The organism is Chryseobacterium flavum (assembly GCF_003385595.1).
Classification (GTDB): domain Bacteria; phylum Bacteroidota; class Bacteroidia; order Flavobacteriales; family Weeksellaceae; genus Chryseobacterium; species Chryseobacterium flavum.
In genome coordinates, this window is the sequence record NZ_QNUE01000005.1 from 49,630 (window position 1) to 68,595 (window position 18,966).

Genomic DNA, 18,966 nt, shown 5'->3' on the forward strand with positions numbered 1-18,966 from the left:
ACTTAGAATAATCTATACAGTTAAAAGTATTACTGTACAATAACTGGATCGGTTGAACCAGAAATGTACCGTATTCATGTGAGAATAAAATAAAAGGAGGTTATTAAAAAATAGCCTCCTTCTGAATTTTTACAGATTCAGACAATATTAAGGGCAGCTTACACAAGTAAGTTGACCTCCGGTTGTTATTTTTGTATAAGGAGAGCAATCTGTTGTATTTGCTCCACCAGTACACCAACAACAAGTAAAATCATTATTAGAGCTTCCTGCACTTCCAGCCAGATCGTTGTCAATCTGTTGAACACCTCCTTGAATTGATTGCATGTCTGAGTTTGTTAAAGAAGAGATCTTTTCCTTCTTTAATGATAGTTTCTTAGTTTTTTTCATGAGAATAAATTAAATATTCGTTGTTTCACAAAAATATATATTTTTGTGAAACAACAATAAAAAAAATTATTTTTTATTACCTAATCAAAAACTATTCATGAATAACGTCTTATTAAATGATAAAATCAAAGAAATAACCCATTCTTTGTATGATATTAACTATGAGAAAATGCCAATCTCTTTATTTGAAGGAATGGGGGGAATCTCATACTTCTTTTTTGAAAAAATAAACTCTAATTACGCCAGTAAAAAAGATAAGGACTTTTTTATCTATCTGATTGAATTATTAGTAGAAAAATTAAATGGAGAACAATATTCATTCACTTATTGTGACGGTCTTTGTGGAATTGCATTTATATTAAAAAAATATCAATTAACCCTCAATCAATATGACTATGACCTGGAGGATCTGCTTCAAGATATAGATTCTATTCTGATGCAGGCCCTGGAAAAAATTTCAGACCATGATGATATTAACACAGATTTCCTACATGGATCTTTTGGGTTATTATACTACTTTGTTTTTTTTAAAGAAAGAGGCTCCCGTTTCAAAGCACTTTATGTAAAAAATATTACTTCTGTTATTAATTATATCAACAAGGCAAAAAAAACAGATGAAATAAATATAAATTATGGATTAGCTCATGGATTATGTTCAGTAATCAATATCGCAAAATTATATTTGGAAAATATTGACAAATATTGTGAAGTGTCTAAACATTGTCTTAATCTATGTTGTGAAATGTTTACTGCTCCTGAACTTAATTTCACACTTCCTTCATTATATCCGAGTATCTCTCCTATTAAACAATTCCATGACAGAGCTGCCAGACATTCGGTTCACCTCGGATGGTGCTATGGAGACCAAACCATTTCAACGACTCTAAATAATGTAGCCAACTTTCAGAATAATCAAGAGCTCAATCAATTCTCATTAAATATAGCCAATCATTGGGTCAGAAGAGACTCTATTGGGAAAGCACTTTTAAATGAAGATTTTTATGATCATATGATGTGTCATGGAGTGGCATGTGTAGCTTTATATAATAAATTATGGTTTAACATTACGAAGGACCAGTCTTTTTACAAAAACTACACCTATTTTATAAATAATCTCCTGTCCCAGAAACAAGATTTTGATAATGTTGCAGGATATAAAAGAGCTGTAATTAATAATGAATATGAAAAAAGTTATGGCCTCCTAACAGGGATTGCCGGTGTAGGACTTCTCCTATTGGATGCATCTAATATGGAAAGGAAGTCATGGTATGATCTATTTTTAATCTAATCATGATGATGAATAATTTATTTTCAAAAAGTATTTTAAGAACCCCCGTTTATTCTTTAGAAGACTACAGTACTCTTTTAGCATTGGATAAAAAGTCTCTTTTTAACTACTTAAAAAAAGATGATTTCTTTTTATATGCACTATATACATCTTCTCCGGGCCTGCATACAACTTTCATAGCTATAAATGATTTTAATGAAAAACTTCATAATAAACTTTTACTCAGCTGTTACAAATATTATGTCCGGATGTGTACGAGATGTATCCCCTTCGGACTATTTTCCGGAGTAAGTATCATCAGGCATGAGCAGAATAATAAAAACTCTTATATCACAAGAAACCAGATTTTAAAAACACACACACGATTAGATTCTAATTATTTCAATGTTTTACATAAATCTATACATAGAAACATTAATTTTAATTTAAAATATTACACGAACTCTAGTTTATATAAATTAGGGAATGTATATCGATATACTGAGTATATTGCTGACAATGATTCGGGAAAACGGAAATATATTTTATCACAAATTGAATCTGATAAAATTCTTAACAAAATCATTAAATTTTGTAGGAAGGGAGCATATCTTAAAGAAATTTTAGACATCTTGGTTACTGAAGGTTATGAAGAAACAGACTCTAAAGACTACATCATCTCCCTTATTGAATCTCAAATTTTAATTGATAGTTTTTCAACATCAACAATAGGTGATACTCCTGAAAAGTCTTTACTGAAAGAATATGAAAAGAATAAAGATTCTGAGGAATTCAGATTTCTAAATAATATAACCAACTTAATCTATGACATTGATAATTCTGATTTTAAGACTTCCTTTACAAAAACAAAAGAGTTAGAAACGTTACTACTATCTAATACACCTCCTAAAAACGATCACTTATATTTTCATAAAGAGGTTTATTTTGAACCTGAAGAATATGACTTTGAAAATTCCAAGTTAATAAAAAACGCGCTGGACCATCTTAATTTTATTGGAAAAAAAGTTAATCCGGCAAACACAAGAATTTCAAAATTTATAGAAGTTTATAGAAAACGTTATGGAGATACGATACGAAAATTAACTGATGTACTGGATATTGAATCAGGTATTGGTTATGGTAATTTCTTAAACTCAGGAGGAGTTGGGGACAGCAATATTTTATCAGGACTTAAAAATGGCAGTACAACAATTCCTTCTATAGATTTAACAGAAATAGATCTTTTTTTTATTAATAAAATAAAAAATAATCAGGATTCTAAAGAAATTATAATTCAGGAAAAAGAACTGCAACACTTTAAAGAAAAATCTCAAAACCGGGATTATGAAGGTGCCACGTTTTCATTTATGTGCAACATTTATGAGAATGAGCAGAATAAAAGATATATTTATCTCAATAATATTGGAGGAAATGCCACAAAACTAGTAGGGAGGTTCACCAATGGTGATAAAAATATAAAAGCTCTGGCTCAGGAAATTTCAAAGCATGAATCAGACTATTACTCAGACTACATTTGTGCTGAACTTGATTATATTCCCGAATCTTCCCTGGGAAATGTAATTCACCGTGATGAATTCAGAGATTTTAAAATGTCATTCTTAGGAGGTGTAAACCATGATATTTCTATTGATGATCTGTTAATTCAGATAGAATACAATAAAGTCATATTATTAACTCCGAAAGGAGAAAAAATATTACCATTCTTTTCAAATGCTTTTAATACTTCACACCCTAAAAATTTACCTTTATTTGAACTTCTTGTAGATATTGTCAATCAATTTGAAGCAACCAATGCCAACTTCTTTGATATCAAACATTATCATACTTTTTTAAATCACATCCCAAGAATTTCTGTTAACAATACCATATTACACAGGGAAAGCTGGATGATCTCCATGGAAAATTTAAAAATTTCGAAAGAGAGTATATTTTCAGATGACCTTGCCAAAGAGATCAGTAATTATCTGAAAGGGATAAAAGTCCATGCCAATTTTATAATTGCCGATGGTGACAATGAATTGGTCATCAATCTGGACAGTATAATTGCTTTGGAGATCTTTTTCAATGAAATCAAAAAGAAAAAATCAGTAATAATATATGAATGGCTGCCCAATGAACTGAAGTCTATCATCAGATCACCGGAAAGTAAATACAGCTATAATAATGAATTTTTATTCCTGAAAAAGAACAATACGAAATCAGCCATCATATCTTCAACTGTAAATACTAAAACAAATCATATTAAAAGTAACATGACCCCTTATTCGGAATGGGTATATTTTAAAATTGATATTGGTAATAAAACGGTTGACAACTTTTTATTAAATCTACAACCGGTATTAAAGAAACTGATTAATAACAATATCATTAAAAAGTTTTTTTATATCAAATATGTTGAAGAATCTTTTCAATTAAGGCTTAGATTTTTAATTTCAGATAAGCTTCAGTATATTAATCTTTTGAACATAATAACACCATTCATCCAGAAATATATTGATAACAGGCATGTTATAAAATTCTCCATTGATACTTATGAAAGAGAAGTTTTGAGATACTATGGAGAAAAAATAGTTGATTTTGAAACAATTTTCTTTCATGACAGTATGTTATCAATAGAAATGATCAGGACAGGAAAATTAAATGACAGGCCTGTCTGGATCTATTGTCTGGAATATATTTACCTATTATTAAAGCAGACTTTAAAAGATGATGAAACCATCTATAGATTTGTCGAACATATGAAAGGGGCATTCGACAAAGAGTTTAATGCAAATAAATTCACAACCAAGTCCATTAATTTAAAATATGATCATCATCTAAAAGACATCCATGAGATTATTATACAAAATAATCATAATCTTAGTCTAAAAAATAAACAATTTGACAGCATAATAAAATTAGTCGGGAAACTAAAACAGGAAAATGAAGATCAAATATTTATTCATCTGAACAACATTATTCACATGCATATTATCCGAGTTGTACAAAATGAAAACAGATTATATGAATATCTGATTTATTCCTTTATATTTAAGGCTATTAAAACTAAGAAACATATTTTGTCAAAACAAATATAATTTATCATGAAAAAAACTAAAAAACTATCATTAAAGAAAGAAAAGATCTCTTCTTTAACAAATTCAGACATGAAATCAATTCAAGGAGGTGTTCAACAGATTGACAACGATCTGGCTGGAAGCGCCGGAAGTTCCAATCATGATTTCACATGTTGTTGGTGTACAGGAGGCGGACAACCCGCAACACAAAGCTGTGGTTCTGGATGCTTTCCAAACACAGACACACAACTAACAGTACAATGCGGAGTAACAGGATAAAATGTTAATTCCTTGATGTTCTTCATCAAGGAATTTTTGTCTAAGACTATCTTCAAATAAATATTCATATAACTGACCATGTTAAGATATTATACTTTTTTATTTCTATTACTATGCGGAAAAATTTTTTCACAAAATGTAAAAATGAAAATCATTGATTCTGAAAGCCTTAATCCGATTAAGAATGTCAGAATTTTATCAAAGAGCCAACTTTTTTACACCAATGATGATGGTTTCGCTATAGTTCCTGAAACCCTGGAAAAATATGAAATATCTGCTCCCAATTACCAAACGGAAAATATTGAAAAATTTAAATCTGAAGTTAGGTTAAAGCGGGGCTATAAAATGATTGATGAAGTAAAAATAACCAATATTGACATTAAGGATATTTTTAACAATGTTCTAAAAAACTACAGTAATATATACTATGATAAGCCTTCTCTATATGATATCATTTATAAACAAAAGAACTTCTATGACAACACATTAGCTTTTCTTGTAATTGCTGATGCAAAACTATGGAGTAAAACCAATCAATATAATTTCAGACAGGGTCTGAATAAGAACTTCGATGAGATTTTACAAATACAGCTTAATTCAATAAAGCATATCAGCAAAAATAGAACGGATAGTATTTTCACAGGTAAAACAAGTGAGTTTTCTCATGAAATAGTAGGAAATTACTTTTTCAATTATGAGCTTTCCCGTCTGATGGGTATCTTAAAATCAGGAAATAATAAAAGCTTAGGGACCCTAACCTCCCAGGAAGGAAGCAGCCAGTTTATCAATTTTAGAATTAAGGCAGCAAACGGGACAAATATTTCCGGTAATTTTACATACAACACATTAAATAAAGCGATTTCTAGATTTGAAGTAAGTTATGACCAAAGTGAGTTTCCAATACTAAAAAAAACCTCTGTTGACGGAAGGCAATTTGATTATAAAATGAGAATAGCTTCCATAATATTTGAATTTTATGTAAAAGATGGCAAATATATTCCTTCACAGTATAATTTTTCCGGCGATGATTTTATAGTTATTCTGGATGGTCAAAAACACACAAAAAAATTTAACAGACAAATCACTTATAACACTTTCACTCCTTCCGACAATATAGGACTAAATCCAAAGATCGATCTTGTAAAAGATTTTTGGGAAAACTTTCCCAATAATGAACAAAAGCCGGATGCTGTCATTTTATCTGAGGAGGAGGCAAATTTTTTAAATATCACTAAATGAAAAATAATATTTTGTGGGCTTTCCTCTTCTTTGCTTTTACAGCAAAATCTCAAAATCAGAGATTTATTTATGATGTACAATATAAAAAGGATTCAACTTCCCATATTCTTACCAAAGAAAACTATATACTGGATATTATAAAGAATGATGTTTTATATTATACAAGAGATTTTTTCGTGGCCGATTCTCTAATCAGCAATAATATTCCTTTTCCAAAGGATATAAAGTTAAACACGTCCAATATTATTTCACATCAGATCGGCAACAATAGCTTTGATGAATATGATCTTTTTGAAAATACAGTTTTAAAACTGCAAACAAGTTCTTCCCAGAACTGGAAACTAACAGAGGAAAAAAAACAGATAAAAAACATCACTTTACAAAAAGCTACCACCTACTGGGGAGGAAGAAACTGGATTGCATGGTTCACACCAGAAATACCTCTACAGGAGGGCCCTTACAAATTTCATGGATTACCCGGTCTGATCGTGGAAATATATGATGCTAAGAATAATTATAAATTTGAATTAGTAAAGATCATACAAATAAATCAGATTGTAAATAACCAGTTTATTACAATGTCAAAACAAATGAGTATTCCGGTAACCTGGGAGAAGTACAAGGAGACTAAACTTAAATATTATGCATCTCCTATTAGTTTTATCAGGAACGGAGCTCCTACAGGAAAGAATGATCAATTTTATTTAAATGATGGAACAATAGTCAATGCAGGTAATTTAAAGGAAATAAATCAAAACCTTCGAAACAATATTAAGAAATATAACAACCCGATTGAGTTAGACAAAGCTATTCAATATCCATAGAAGCTTAAACCTGGATATATCAAATAAAAAGAGAGCAGTATGCTCTCTTTTTATTTGATATGTTTTCTTAAACTAAGCCAGGTCAAATCTGTCCAGATTCATCACTTTAGTCCATGCAGTCACAAAGTCTTTCACAAATTTACCTTGCGCATCAGCACTTCCATATACCTCAGCTACAGCTCTCAATTCTGAATTTGATCCGAAGACAAGATCAGCACGGGTAGCCGTCCATTTTGGCTGGCCTGTTGAACGGTCTGTTCCGATGTACAGTTCATTATCGTCTGACATTGCTTTCCATTGTGTTCCCATATCCAGAAGGTTTACAAAGAAATCATTGGTAAGAACTCCCGGACGGTGTGTGAATACACCATGCTTTGAGCCATCAAAGTTCGTATCTAAAGCACGCATCCCTCCTATCAATACTGTTAATTCCGGAGCTGTAAGGGTCAGCAGCTGAGCCTTATCGATCAGTAAAGATTCTGTAGATACAGAAAACTTCCTTTTCAGGTAATTACGGAAGCCATCAGCAACAGGCTCAAGATATCCCATAGACTCTATATCTGTTTGTTCTTGTGATGCATCCATTCTTCCCGGAGCAAAAGGGATTTTCACATCATGTCCGGCATTCCTTGCCGCTGCTTCCACTGCTGCCGTACCTGCTAAAACAATAATATCTGCCAATGATATTTTTTTACCTCCGCTTTGAGAAGTATTGAAATCATTCTGAATTCCCTCCAGTATTCCCAGTACTTTATGTAATTGAGACGGATTGTTAACTTCCCAGTTTTTCTGAGGTTCCAATCGTATTCTTGCTCCATTGGCACCACCCCGTTTGTCACTTCCTCTGAATGTAGATGCTGAAGCCCATGCAACAGATACCAGTTCTGAAATACTTAATCCTGAATTTAGAATTTTGGTTTTGAGATTTTCTACATCAGTAGTATCCACAAGCTCATGATTTACTTCAGGTATCGGATCTTGCCAGATCAGTTCTTCCTGTGGTACATCAGGCCCAAGGTAACGGGCACGAGGTCCCATATCCCTGTGTGTAAGCTTAAACCATGCTCTTGCAAAGGCATCAGCAAAGGCATCAGGGTTTTCATAGAAATGTCTTGAAATTTTTTCATAAACCGGATCCATTCTCAATGAAAGATCTGTCGTAAGCATGGTAGGTTTATGTTTTTTAGTAGAATCAAATGCATCAGGGATAATATCAGCTCCATCTTTGGCTATCCATTGATGAGCCCCCGCAGGACTTTTTGTCAGTTCCCATTCATTCTCAAACAGGTTTTTAAAGAAATAATTACTCCATTGAGTAGGAGTTTCTGTCCAGGTTACTTCCAATCCGCTGGATATAGCATCTTTACCACTTCCTGATTTATAAGTACTGGCCCATCCCAATCCCTGTAATTCAATTCCTGCTCCTTCCGGTTCTTTTCCTACATGATCTGCTGGTCCTGCACCATGTGTTTTACCGAATGTATGACCTCCAGCAATCAGCGCAACCGTTTCTTCATCATTCATTGCCATACGTCCGAAAGTGTCCCGGATATCCTTTGCCGCCGCAATTGGATCGGGGTTTCCATCCGGACCTTCAGGGTTTACATAGATCAGCCCCATCTGTACAGCTGCTAAAGGCTTTTCCAGATTCCTGGTGTGAATATCTCCGTCAGCATCATCATCTGTAGGAAGTACACCACGGTTTTCTACAGCCCCTTCAGAGCCATGTGCATAACGTATATCTCCTCCCAGCCAGGTTTTCTCTGATCCCCAATACACATCCATATCCGGCTCCCAGACATCCTCACGCCCTCCTGCAAAACCAAACGTTTTAAAGCCCATAGATTCAAGGGCTATATTCCCGGTAAGAATTAAAAGATCTGCCCAGGATATGTTTCTACCATATTTTTGCTTAATCGGCCATAATAATCTCCTTGCTTTATCAAGACTCACATTATCCGGCCAGCTGTTCAATGGTGCAAAACGTTGCTGCCCTGCTCCTGCACCGCCTCTCCCATCGCCTACACGATAGGTTCCTGCGCTATGCCAGGCCATACGGATAAAGAGAGGGCCATAGTGCCCAAAATCAGCAGGCCACCAATCCTGGGAATCCGTCATTAACGCATGAAGATCTTTTTTTACTGCCTCAAGGTCAAGGCTTTTAAAAGCTTCAGCATAATTAAAGTCTTTATCCATAGGATTGGACAGTGATGAGTGCTGACGTAACATATCCACCCTAAGCTGTTCTGGCCACCAATCCAGATTTTTAGTACCTCCGCCTGCTACATTATTTTTCTTCATTGTCCCATTATGAAAAGGACATTTACTGATGTCATTCAAATCTTTTTCCATTGTCGTTTATTTTATATTGATTAATACAGTTTCACTTTTATTACATGACAAACTTACAAAGTTTGTTTAATAAACATAATCTATTAATTATTATATCAACGATAGTCAAAAACTATAAAATATCCCAACAGGTTGATGCTTACCTGTTTGTGGTTTTAAGTTAGTAAAATTTTATATGAAAAAAACTAAAAAATAACATTCCCGGCTCTATTTAGAATAGCTCAAAGGAGCATCATTTATTCTGCATTTTTATCTTTTAATAAATAAATTAAGTATCTTTATCGTAAATAAGAAACATGAATATCTGTTATGAAAAAAGTATTGGTTATCCTTCTTGTTGCATTCATTATTATTCAATTTTTTCCCATTGATAAAACAAATCCGGCTCCTACTCCGGGCATGGATTTTTTGAAAATTAAAAAAACTCCCGATCATATTGCCAAGGTAATCCGCACCTCGTGTTATGATTGTCATTCCAACGAAACGAAATATCCCTGGTATTCAAATATCTCACCGGCTTCCTGGTTTCTGAAAAATCACATTAATGAAGGGAGAAAGCATCTTAATTTTTCTACCTTTGCAGTATACGAACCTAAAAGGCAGTTGCATAAACTGGAAGAGTGTATGGACCTGTTAGAAAAAAAGGAAATGCCCCTTGAGTCTTATTATCTCGGTCATCAGGATGCCAAACTCACTGATGATCAACGTACAGTACTTATCCAGTACTTCAGAAGGCTCAAGGAAGATACAGAAAGGGCCATCATGTTTAATAAGTAAATCATGGAAAACTGGAAGAATAAATATATTGTATTTTTTGACGGAGATTGTGGAGTCTGCAATTTCTGGGTACAATGGATTCTGGAAAGAGATAAAAAGGATAAATTTATGTTTGCCTCCCTGCAATCTGACTTCGGACAGCAGTTTTTATCAGAGAGAGGGTTGGAAACAAATATTTTCAATACTATGTACTTATGGAAACCCGGACAATATTATCTGATAAAATCAAAAGCAGTACTTAAAATAGCTAACCTGTTAGGCGGTATTTATAAGCTTTCTGTTCTTGGGAAAATAATACCCGGCTTTTTATTGGATAAAGGCTATGATTTAATTTCAAGAAACAGAATGAAACTGGCTAACCAAAAATGCTATTTACCGGATCAGCATCAGAAGAAGAAGTTTATTCAGGTATAATTTCAGTCTGTTCTATGGATAATGGATATCATCATAAATTAATTGTATAATAATAAAAACCGTCAGTCCTAACTGACGGTTCTTATTATCAGGTAGTAAATTATTCTTTTACTGGTTTAAAGACCATACAGAGTAACTGTTAGGCGGACATTGGATTTTCACCCATTTATCTCCCTGAGTCGTAGGATACCAGCCGGAATGGCCGGTAAAGTCCTTGATCTGCTGACTGCTCCAATTTGTCTCAATCCATCTCTCCTGCCAGTTTGATGAAGTGTTGATATATACAACCAGCCCAGGATTTCCATTATAGCCGTTACGTCTTGCAATATATTCATCATTGTCGGTATAGAGGATAGATGTTGTTCCTGTAGCTTTATTATTATGAATCCAAATCAGATTGTTCAGTCTCTCTTTGTTCAGCCATTCTTCATAATCTCTGTAAAAAATGGTAGGATAGCCTTCATGGGTTAAAATATAAGCATAGGCAGGCATTTTATTATAAATAATATCAGTATCATGATTTGCTACAAAGGTAACCGCCTTATATGGATTCCGCTTCCACATCATATCATCATTTAAAACATTTAAATTCCCGTTATCAAAAGCCTCATCCATTTTATAATAGGCTGCAAAATCAAATACGGAACTATTTGCATTATTGGCCCACCATTCCAAAGTATTCACATTAGAATCCCATAACTCTCCCACAGAAAATCCTCCTACTTTAGAATTCCAGGTATTAACTACCCAGGGTCCGAATCCTTTAACATAATCAAACCTCCACCCATCAAATTTCATAACGTTTTTGTAATATTTCCCAACAGAATCATCTCTCTCCCATAACCATTCCTGTACATGAGGATTAGCGTGACACAGGTCCGGAAATCCGCCGAAGGCACCTTCATCATTATTTCCATATGCATTTTTGTAAAAATCATTATAGTTTCTCTGAAATTTCCCGGAAGCAATTCCTGAAAAATCTGTCCAGGTATTTGTTCCGGTATAAGGATTGGCTTCAGATTGTCCTCCACTGTTGTGATTGATCACAATATCCGCATACACCTGCATATTTTCACTATGGGCTTTAGTAATCAGAGCTTCAAGCTCTGTTCTGGAGCCGAATCTTGTTTCTGTACTTCCATTCTGATTAAAATTTCCAAAATCATAATAATCTGTAGGGTCATATCCCATTGAAAACGCACCATTCTGGGCTTTTGATGCAGGAGGAAGCCATACCGCTCCAATTCCGGCATCTGACCAGGCTGTCAATTTATCCTTAACTGTATTCCACCAGTTGCCTCCCTCGGGAACGTCCCAGTAAAATCCCTGCATGAGAACACCTCCCCCCGGCCCGGCTATAAATTTTCCCTGAATTGATTCTGATCCTTTTCCGGTACTGAAAGGGCGACCATCATGATTGGTTACATTTACAGTTTTGTCATGCACTTCCATCTGTTGTGGAGATTTATTGACAAATTCATCATTATTCTGACAAGAGCCGGCAAGTGTTAAAGCCAATGCAGAAAAGAGAAAGAAAGTTTTTTTCATCGCAAATAATTAATTATGATTCTAATAACCAAGTTACATTTTTATTGAAAACAAAATTAAATACAAGTAATAAAAATTAATTATTAACAATAACACGATCAATATTCCAGTAAATTTTTTCATTAAAAAATCATAAATTTTTAAGTTTCTCGAAACAATTTTTCTTTTAATCCATATATTTGCATACTATGGAATACAATACCCAAAAAACTCAGCTTCATATGCCGGAATACGGCAGAATTATACAACAGTTGGTTGAGCGCTGTAAAGAACTTCCTACCAAAGAAGAAAGAAGTGAAATGGCTATGGCAATCATCGATTTTATGGGTCAGAGAAACCCACAACTTCGCGATGAAGAAAATTATAAACATAAACTTTGGGATCATCTTTTTATTCTTGCAGACTATGATCTGGATGTAGAGTCCCCTTATCCGTTTCCGACAAGGGAACAATTGGCAGAAAGACCTAAGAAGATGGAATATCCTAAACTTCAGGGTGATTTTAAGTTCTACGGAAAAAGTATTCTTCAATTGATCGAAAAAGCAATTGAACTGGAAACGGGTGATGAAAAAGAAGCCCTTATTGAAGTTATTGCAAACAATATGAAGAAGTCTTACAATGTATATAATAAAGAACATGTAACAGACGATGTTATTTTCCGTCATCTGAAGGAGCTCTCCGAAAACAGGTTAGATCTTACAGGAATTGATTCTCTTGAAAAGAGTAAGATTTATTACACCAACAACAGCAACCGTAATAATAAAAACAGCGGTGGTAACAAAAATCAGAACAATAACAAGAGAAAACATAATCATAAAAACAGAAAATAATGAGTGGAACATTTCAGATAAGAGGAGGAAAAAGACTGCAGGGGGAAATAACTCCACAGGGAGCTAAAAACGAAGCTCTACAGATCTTATGTGCAGTTTTATTAACCGATGAAGAAGTAAGAATCAAAAACATTCCTGATATTCATGATGTAAACAGACTGATTGAAATTCTGGGCGATTTTGGAGTAAAAGTAATTAAAAACGGACAGGGGGATTATACTTTCAAGGCGGACCAGGTTAACTTTGATTATATCAAATCAAGTGAATTCAAAAAAGATGGTGCAAAACTGCGTGGTTCAATTATGCTAATGGGACCAATGCTGGCACGTTATGGAGAAGCCTATATGCCTACCCCGGGAGGAGATAAAATCGGGAGAAGAAGACTGGATACTCACTTTCAGGGCCTGGTTGAGCTTGGAGCAGAATTCAATTATGATGAAGAAGAATATTTTTATTCATTAAAAGCAACAGAGCTCAGAGGTAAATTTATTTTGCTGGAAGAGGCTTCTGTAACCGGAACGGCAAATATCGTAATGGCTGCCGTACTAGCTAAAGGAAAAACCAGGATATATAATGCAGCCTGCGAGCCCTACCTACAGCAATTATGTAAAATGCTGAACAGAATGGGTGCTAATATTTCAGGAATCGGCTCAAACCTCCTTACTATTGAAGGAGTAGATTACCTGAGAGGAACCGAGCATACTATGCTTCCGGATATGGTAGAAATCGGATCATGGATTGGTCTTGCAGCGATGACCAAATCGGAAATCACCATTAAAAATGTAAACTGGAACCAGCTTGGCGTTATTCCAAATACATTCAGAAAACTGGGAATTCAACTTGAACAGAGTAACGATGATATTTATATCCCTGCTCAGGAACACTATAAAATTCAGAAATTTATTGATGGTTCCATCCTTACAATTTCAGATGCTCCATGGCCGGGATTCACTCCGGACCTTTTATCTATTATTTTGGTAGTAGCCACTCAGGCTAAAGGCAGTATTCTGGTTCACCAGAAAATGTTTGAATCCAGATTATTCTTTGTAGATAAATTAATTGACATGGGAGCTCAGATTATTTTATGTGATCCGCACAGAGCGACAGTAATCGGGTTAAACCAGGAAGCACCATTGAGAGGTACAACCATGGTTTCTCCGGATATCAGAGCCGGGAACGCACTTTTAATCGCCGCACTTTCTGCAGAAGGAAAATCCATTATCCATAATATAGAACAAATCGACAGAGGATATGAGAATATTGACGGCAGGTTACGGGCAATAGGTGCAGATATTGAAAGAATCTAATACTTATTTTATATAGAAGGCTCAGATCAATCTGAGCCTTTTCCGACAAATCATGTTATATTGCTTATCAACCAGATAATGCCGGAAATCTAAAAGAAAGGTAAATCTGTTTTTGATAGTAAAAATAAAAGTACCCGTAAAACAGGTACTTTTGTAATTAAAACTATATGAATCTCGCTTAAAAATACTTTCGGCAGATATACTCCACCGTAGTACTCAAAAGTTTATTTTTATTCAGATAGAACTCAAGTTGCTGATAATCTTCTGAATTAACATTTAGATATAATTGTACTGTCCCAAAACTATATCCGTTTACATATTCTATATTGGCAGACAACACCCTATGACAGATCCCCATCTGATTATAAATGGTATTCATTAAATGTTCAAATTTCATTTTCCCATTTAATTCTATTTCCAGGATCAGTTCTTTTTTGGGCAGGTTCAGCTTATTCTGTAAGACCTGCAGGCCGGGATTAGGTGTAATCATCACTAAAAATTTTGGGTTAAACACTTCAGATCATATTGCTCTTTGCATTAAATCTGTGACAAAAATATAAAAAAATATTAGTCCACCAAATTAGTAGACTAATATTTTTTATTTTTTTCTTGTCTCTCCTGTTTCTCTTACAGTTCTCTTATTCTTTCTAATTTATCCGAGCCTGCAAGACCATTTGGATTACAACCCGGTTCTCCTTCCGGAACTTTCAGATTCTTTTTTTTGTAAAATTCTTCCCAAAATACATTTATTTTCCCGGTTTCAGGATCAATAAAAGTCATCGGTTCCAATGTAAAAATATGGTTTTCTCTAAAAGCTCTTTCAATAAAGTCTGAACAGTAATAGGAATTTTCATTCAGGATATAGTTGAAATTATAAGGCTTACCAAGCATCTGATTGGCTTTTTTAACAGCTGGAGGAATAGCTTTCCGGTATTCAGGTTTTAGCCTGTAAACAATAACTTTCTGTCCCTCCATCTCCTGTTCTTTGACAAAAGTTCTCAATACTTGTTTTTGAGAGCCTCCTTTTGGGGCAGCATGGAGTACAAAAAATCTCCTGCCTTTTTGTTCTACTATTCCAATATGATCAAAAGAAGCTTCCTTCTGTTTTTGCGTAACATTATTAATAGCTCCGGAAAGTCCGGTTTCTTTTGCAGTAACGAAAAGCATATCGCCATTTTGAAGTATTGCATGATTACGGTAAGATGTACACTGTACAAAGGTTAATACTAAAAAGCATAAACATACAATAACAGTACTTTTTTTATTCGAATCTCTTTTAAATTCCGGCATTCAATTCTCTTTCTGCCAAAATTACAAAATAGAATTTATTACATTTGTCAGAATATTGAACCACTCTTCACCTCAGCAAAAAACACAATTTTTACATGCCTCATATATTACTTGTTGAAGACGACGACAGATTGTCAAAACTTATCGCAAAAGGACTTCAGGATTTTGAATTTGAAGTAACAACGGCCTATGATGGAATGACAGGAACAAAGCTTTCATTACAAAAAGACTTTGACCTGGTGATTACAGATATTATACTTCCTGAAAAAAACGGACTGGAATTTTGCAATGAAATAAAAGCATTAAAACCTGAACTGCCTGTTATAATGCTCACTGCACTCGGAACTACAGATGATAAACTGGAAGGATTTGATGCAGGAGCAGATGACTATCTGACCAAACCCTTCGAGATGCGTGAACTGGTTGCCAGAATCAAAGTTCTTTTAAAGCGCTTTTCCCAACAGCAGCAGAAAGTATTTATTCTTAAATACGCAGGCATCGAAATGAACCTGGAACAAAAAACTGTCACAAGGGACCATATTCCAATAAAGTTAACTCCAAAGGAATTCAATCTCCTGAAATTTATGCTGGAAAATCCTGAAAAAGTTCTTTCCCGGACTGAAATTTCAGAAAATGTATGGGACACTCACTTTGATACCGGCACTAATTTCATAGATGTTTACATCAATTATATAAGAAAGAAAATTGATAAGGATTTTGAGAAAAAACTCATCCATACCAAAACAGGCATGGGCTTTATTTTAAAAAAAGGATACGAAGAACAATAGCAAAGAATTCACGCATGAAAATCAGAACCCGCTTAACCTTATTGTTCACCTTTATCACAGCAACGTTAATGGTCTTCTATGGTATTGCTGTATATTATTCGTCCAGCAAGGCAAGAGAGGTTTCATTTTATGCACAACTCAGAACTGAAGCAATAGCAAAAGCCAATCTCTTTTTCCAAAGTACTTTAAGTGAAAAAGAAATGCATCGCCTCTATAAGAATAATACAAAAACACTGAATGAGGTTCAGGTTGCTATTTATGATTCTGAATTTAATCTTATTTATCATGATGATTCAAAAGTAGATTATATCAAGGAAAATCCTGAAATGCTTTCCAATATTTTCAGGAATAAAGACATCAGCTTTTTCATTAATGATCTTCAGGCGATCGGAACAGTCTATTCCCATAACCAAAAAGAGTATGTGGTAACAGCGGCAGGCTATGATCAGTATGGATACAGCTCAATTACCCATTTGCTGACCATCAGTATTATTGCATTCACCTGTATTCTGATCCTGATTTACCTGGCAGGAATATTTCTCTCAAAAAAAGCATTGAATCCCTTAAGCGAAATGGTAAGCCAAATCAAAAGAATAACTGCAGGAAAGCTACAGTTACGGATAAAAACTACCGGAGAGAAAGACGAACTTAATGAACTTGCACAAAATTTCAACGGGATGCTTGAACGGCTGGAAAATTCCTTTGAAGCCCAGAAGCATTTTGTATCCAATATTTCACACGAACTCCGGACTCCCTTAGCTGCAATTATTACCGAACTGGAAATTGCTTCAGAAAAGGAACAGACCAATAAGGATTACCGCCAGACCATTAAAAGTACCTTGGATGACGCCCGTAATATGGCCAGATTATCCAACAGCCTGATGGACCTTGCCAAAGCAAGTTATGATCCTAATGAAATCAGTTTTTCTGAATTACGTCTTGATGAGGTGCTGCTGGAATCTTATACCAAAACCATTAAAGAAAATACTGAATATAAAGTTTCACTGAACATAGAAACCGATGTAGAAGAACATCAACTTATTGTGCAGGGAAACCAATATCTGCTTAGGGTAGCTTTCAATAACCTTATTGACAATGCCTGTAAATATTCACCTGAACATTCCTGCTCCATTATTATAAAAAACAGTGATAAAAACCTCCATATCAGCTTTATCAATACCGGAGCTGTTATTCCACAGGAAGATTTACAACGTATTTTTGAACCTTTCTACAGAAGTGATATTTCCAGGAAAGAAAAAGGATATGGAATAGGGCTTTTTCTCACCGAAAAAATTATTCATCTGCACAATGCCACTATTGCTGTAATATCTGAAAATAATAAAACCGTTTTTACGGTACTGTTTGAATTGAATCCGGATTTCAGTCCGGACAGATAATAATATGGCTTATTATTATTGGTTTGCAGTTTTACTGAAGATTGTGGTTCCAATACTGGCTGCTATGACACATGCAACAGAAATCCATTGTAAAAAAGTTAGCTTTTCCGATAAAAAGACTAATCCGGAAAGGGCTGCAAAAGCGGGTTCCAAACTCATAAGAATACTGAAAGTTTTGGCAGGAAGCCTCTTTAGCGCCATAATTTCCAGGGAAAAAGGCAAAGCACTTGACAGAATAGCTACTCCAAGACCTTTAACAAAAATAGCCGGAGTAAGGTTAAAAACCGCACCATCCCATATTGTAAAGGGAATAATCACCAGACTGGCAAATAACATTCCGGTAGTAACAGCATCTTTTCCATCCATTATTTTAGATACCTTTCCGCCCATTACGATATACACTGCCCAAAACATTCCTGCAAGAAAGGCCAGTCCAAGCCCCAGAAGATCTACATGATCACTCTGCCAGGGAACAATAAGCAAGATTCCCACACAGGCCAGTAATGCCCAAACCACATCCAATAGTTTCCGGGATAAAGCTAACGCAAGAAATAACGGCCCCGCAAACTCTACCGTTACCGCCAGACCTAATGGAATCCGTTGGATAGCCATATAAAAAATAAGGTTCATTGCAGCCAGACCTATCCCATACATAGCACAATACTTCCATTTCTGTTTGGTAAACTGCAAAAATTTAGGGCGGTTAATCACGGTCAGTAAAACAGCAGAAAGGACAATTCTCAGAGTAACAGTTCCAATGGCTCCTATTGCAGGAAAAAGTTGCTTCGCAATAGAGGCTCCACCTTGTACACAGATTATCGCTAAAAGAGTAGCAGGAATTGCTAAATTCGATTTCTTCATTTCTAAATTAATGATTGGCAAAAACAATATTTAATACAGCAGCCGGCAATTGGAAAAAAACACTGATAACAAACTATAAATACCAAGCCTCTATTGCGCCTCATCAAATGTATAGAAATTTTATCTTCTACAAAACAGGATTTAATCTGAATACAGAATCACAGCAATAAATATTAGTTGTACTACTACCTGCTTCTAATAAGATTCTAATAAGATTCTAAAGTTTTTCTAACAGCTTCTGGCTAAAAGTAAGGATACCTTTGCAGCAAATAAAAAATCATGGATACTGACCCGTCCTATTATTACAACAAATAAATATTCAGCAATAT

At 34.6% G+C, this 18,966-nt stretch carries 17 protein-coding genes; 11 read left to right on the plus strand and 6 right to left on the minus strand.

The window, feature by feature from the left end; all coding sequences use genetic code 11:
• Positions 1-147: 147 nt before the first annotated feature.
• Positions 148-387, minus strand: a complete 240-nt coding sequence (locus DRF59_RS20725; protein WP_115958301.1) for a class I lanthipeptide — start codon at positions 385-387, stop codon at positions 148-150.
• Positions 388-484: 97 nt separating this feature from the next.
• On the opposite strand from DRF59_RS20725, the gene DRF59_RS07365 reads away from it, so the two are divergent.
• The 5 genes from DRF59_RS07365 (at position 485) to DRF59_RS07385 (ending at position 7,073) form a co-directional block, all read left to right on the plus strand.
• Positions 485-1,675 (plus strand): lanthionine synthetase LanC family protein, encoded by a 1,191-nt coding sequence (locus DRF59_RS07365; RefSeq protein WP_115958303.1) that lies wholly within the window; start codon positions 485-487, stop codon positions 1,673-1,675.
• Between the two features lie 8 nt (positions 1,676-1,683).
• Positions 1,684-4,752 (plus strand): lantibiotic dehydratase, encoded by a 3,069-nt coding sequence (locus DRF59_RS07370; RefSeq protein WP_241505508.1) that lies wholly within the window; start codon positions 1,684-1,686, stop codon positions 4,750-4,752.
• Between the two features lie 6 nt (positions 4,753-4,758).
• Complete coding sequence (locus DRF59_RS07375; protein WP_115958306.1) at positions 4,759-5,010, plus strand: class I lanthipeptide; 252 nt, start codon at positions 4,759-4,761, stop codon at positions 5,008-5,010.
• Between the two features lie 144 nt (positions 5,011-5,154).
• On the plus strand, positions 5,155-6,249 hold the full coding sequence (locus DRF59_RS07380) for a hypothetical protein (protein WP_115958308.1): 1,095 nt from the start codon (positions 5,155-5,157) through the stop codon (positions 6,247-6,249).
• A complete protein-coding gene (locus DRF59_RS07385) occupies positions 6,246-7,073 on the plus strand; it encodes a GLPGLI family protein (protein WP_115958310.1) in 828 nt (275 codons plus the stop codon). Before DRF59_RS07380 ends, DRF59_RS07385 begins: the two co-directional genes overlap by 4 nt.
• Positions 7,074-7,145: 72 nt before the next feature.
• On the opposite strand, the gene katG is transcribed toward DRF59_RS07385, so the two are convergent.
• Complete coding sequence (gene katG, locus DRF59_RS07390; RefSeq protein WP_115958312.1) at positions 7,146-9,425, minus strand: catalase/peroxidase HPI; 2,280 nt, start codon at positions 9,423-9,425, stop codon at positions 7,146-7,148.
• Positions 9,426-9,734: 309 nt separating this feature from the next.
• On the opposite strand from katG, the gene DRF59_RS07395 reads away from it, so the two are divergent.
• A complete protein-coding gene (locus DRF59_RS07395) occupies positions 9,735-10,202 on the plus strand; it encodes a heme-binding domain-containing protein (protein WP_115958314.1) in 468 nt (155 codons plus the stop codon).
• Between the two features lie 3 nt (positions 10,203-10,205).
• Positions 10,206-10,616, plus strand: a complete 411-nt coding sequence (locus tag DRF59_RS07400; RefSeq protein ID WP_115958316.1) for a thiol-disulfide oxidoreductase DCC family protein — start codon at positions 10,206-10,208, stop codon at positions 10,614-10,616.
• A gap of 108 nt (positions 10,617-10,724) precedes the next feature.
• Here the strand turns inward: DRF59_RS07400 and DRF59_RS07405 are convergent, their stop codons facing one another.
• Positions 10,725-12,164 (minus strand): alpha-amylase, encoded by a 1,440-nt coding sequence (locus DRF59_RS07405; protein WP_115958318.1) that lies wholly within the window; start codon positions 12,162-12,164, stop codon positions 10,725-10,727.
• 188 nt (positions 12,165-12,352) lie between these two features.
• Between DRF59_RS07405 and DRF59_RS07410 the strand changes: the two genes are divergently transcribed.
• Both DRF59_RS07410 and murA read left to right on the plus strand, forming a co-directional pair.
• The gene (locus DRF59_RS07410) at positions 12,353-12,994 is read left to right on the plus strand and encodes a DUF4290 domain-containing protein (RefSeq protein ID WP_115958320.1); all 642 of its coding nucleotides are present in this window, start codon (positions 12,353-12,355) and stop codon (positions 12,992-12,994) included.
• A complete protein-coding gene (gene murA, locus DRF59_RS07415) occupies positions 12,994-14,301 on the plus strand; it encodes a UDP-N-acetylglucosamine 1-carboxyvinyltransferase (protein ID WP_115958322.1) in 1,308 nt (435 codons plus the stop codon). The genes DRF59_RS07410 and murA overlap by 1 nt, the downstream gene beginning before the upstream one ends.
• Before the next feature lie 178 nt (positions 14,302-14,479).
• On the opposite strand, the gene DRF59_RS07420 is transcribed toward murA, so the two are convergent.
• Together DRF59_RS07420 and DRF59_RS07425 are read right to left on the minus strand one after the other, a co-directional pair.
• Positions 14,480-14,791: an NIL domain-containing protein gene (locus DRF59_RS07420; RefSeq protein ID WP_115958324.1), complete on the minus strand. Its 312-nt coding sequence runs from the start codon at positions 14,789-14,791 to the stop codon at positions 14,480-14,482.
• Positions 14,792-14,928: 137 nt separating this feature from the next.
• Positions 14,929-15,486, minus strand: coding sequence for a YiiX/YebB-like N1pC/P60 family cysteine hydrolase (locus DRF59_RS07425; RefSeq protein ID WP_376779156.1), 558 nt, complete (start codon positions 15,484-15,486; stop codon positions 14,929-14,931).
• Positions 15,487-15,686: 200 nt separating this feature from the next.
• Between DRF59_RS07425 and DRF59_RS07430 the strand changes: the two genes are divergently transcribed.
• Together DRF59_RS07430 and DRF59_RS07435 are read left to right on the plus strand one after the other, a co-directional pair.
• On the plus strand, positions 15,687-16,379 hold the full coding sequence (locus DRF59_RS07430; RefSeq protein ID WP_115958328.1) for a response regulator transcription factor: 693 nt from the start codon (positions 15,687-15,689) through the stop codon (positions 16,377-16,379).
• Positions 16,380-16,393: 14 nt separating this feature from the next.
• A complete protein-coding gene (locus DRF59_RS07435; protein ID WP_115958330.1) occupies positions 16,394-17,776 on the plus strand; it encodes an ATP-binding protein in 1,383 nt (460 codons plus the stop codon).
• A 15-nt stretch (positions 17,777-17,791) separates the two neighbouring features.
• Here the strand turns inward: DRF59_RS07435 and DRF59_RS07440 are convergent, their stop codons facing one another.
• Positions 17,792-18,637, minus strand: a complete 846-nt coding sequence (locus tag DRF59_RS07440) for an EamA family transporter (protein ID WP_115958332.1) — start codon at positions 18,635-18,637, stop codon at positions 17,792-17,794.
• Between the last annotated feature and the right edge of the window lie 329 nt (positions 18,638-18,966).

Excerpts from the sequence above, each read along its gene's own strand:
- DRF59_RS07430 (WP_115958328.1), top strand. The coding sequence starts at position 15,687 with ATGCCTCATATATTACTTGTTGAAGACGACGACAGATTGTCAAAACTT.
- DRF59_RS07435 (WP_115958330.1), top strand. The coding sequence starts at position 16,394 with ATGAAAATCAGAACCCGCTTAACCTTATTGTTCACCTTTATCACAGCA.
- DRF59_RS07410 (WP_115958320.1), top strand. The coding sequence starts at position 12,353 with ATGGAATACAATACCCAAAAAACTCAGCTTCATATGCCGGAATACGGC.
- DRF59_RS07395 (WP_115958314.1), top strand. The coding sequence starts at position 9,735 with ATGAAAAAAGTATTGGTTATCCTTCTTGTTGCATTCATTATTATTCAA.
- katG (WP_115958312.1), bottom strand. The coding sequence starts at position 9,425 with ATGGAAAAAGATTTGAATGACATCAGTAAATGTCCTTTTCATAATGGG.
- DRF59_RS20725 (WP_115958301.1), bottom strand. The coding sequence starts at position 387 with ATGAAAAAAACTAAGAAACTATCATTAAAGAAGGAAAAGATCTCTTCT.
- DRF59_RS07440 (WP_115958332.1), bottom strand. The coding sequence starts at position 18,637 with ATGAAGAAATCGAATTTAGCAATTCCTGCTACTCTTTTAGCGATAATC.
- DRF59_RS07370 (WP_241505508.1), top strand. The coding sequence starts at position 1,684 with ATGAATAATTTATTTTCAAAAAGTATTTTAAGAACCCCCGTTTATTCT.
- murA (WP_115958322.1), top strand. The coding sequence starts at position 12,994 with ATGAGTGGAACATTTCAGATAAGAGGAGGAAAAAGACTGCAGGGGGAA.
- DRF59_RS07380 (WP_115958308.1), top strand. The coding sequence starts at position 5,155 with ATGAAAATCATTGATTCTGAAAGCCTTAATCCGATTAAGAATGTCAGA.
- DRF59_RS07365 (WP_115958303.1), top strand. The coding sequence starts at position 485 with ATGAATAACGTCTTATTAAATGATAAAATCAAAGAAATAACCCATTCT.
- DRF59_RS07420 (WP_115958324.1), bottom strand. The coding sequence starts at position 14,791 with ATGATTACACCTAATCCCGGCCTGCAGGTCTTACAGAATAAGCTGAAC.
- DRF59_RS07405 (WP_115958318.1), bottom strand. The coding sequence starts at position 12,164 with ATGAAAAAAACTTTCTTTCTCTTTTCTGCATTGGCTTTAACACTTGCC.
- DRF59_RS07400 (WP_115958316.1), top strand. The coding sequence starts at position 10,206 with ATGGAAAACTGGAAGAATAAATATATTGTATTTTTTGACGGAGATTGT.
- DRF59_RS07375 (WP_115958306.1), top strand. The coding sequence starts at position 4,759 with ATGAAAAAAACTAAAAAACTATCATTAAAGAAAGAAAAGATCTCTTCT.
- DRF59_RS07385 (WP_115958310.1), top strand. The coding sequence starts at position 6,246 with ATGAAAAATAATATTTTGTGGGCTTTCCTCTTCTTTGCTTTTACAGCA.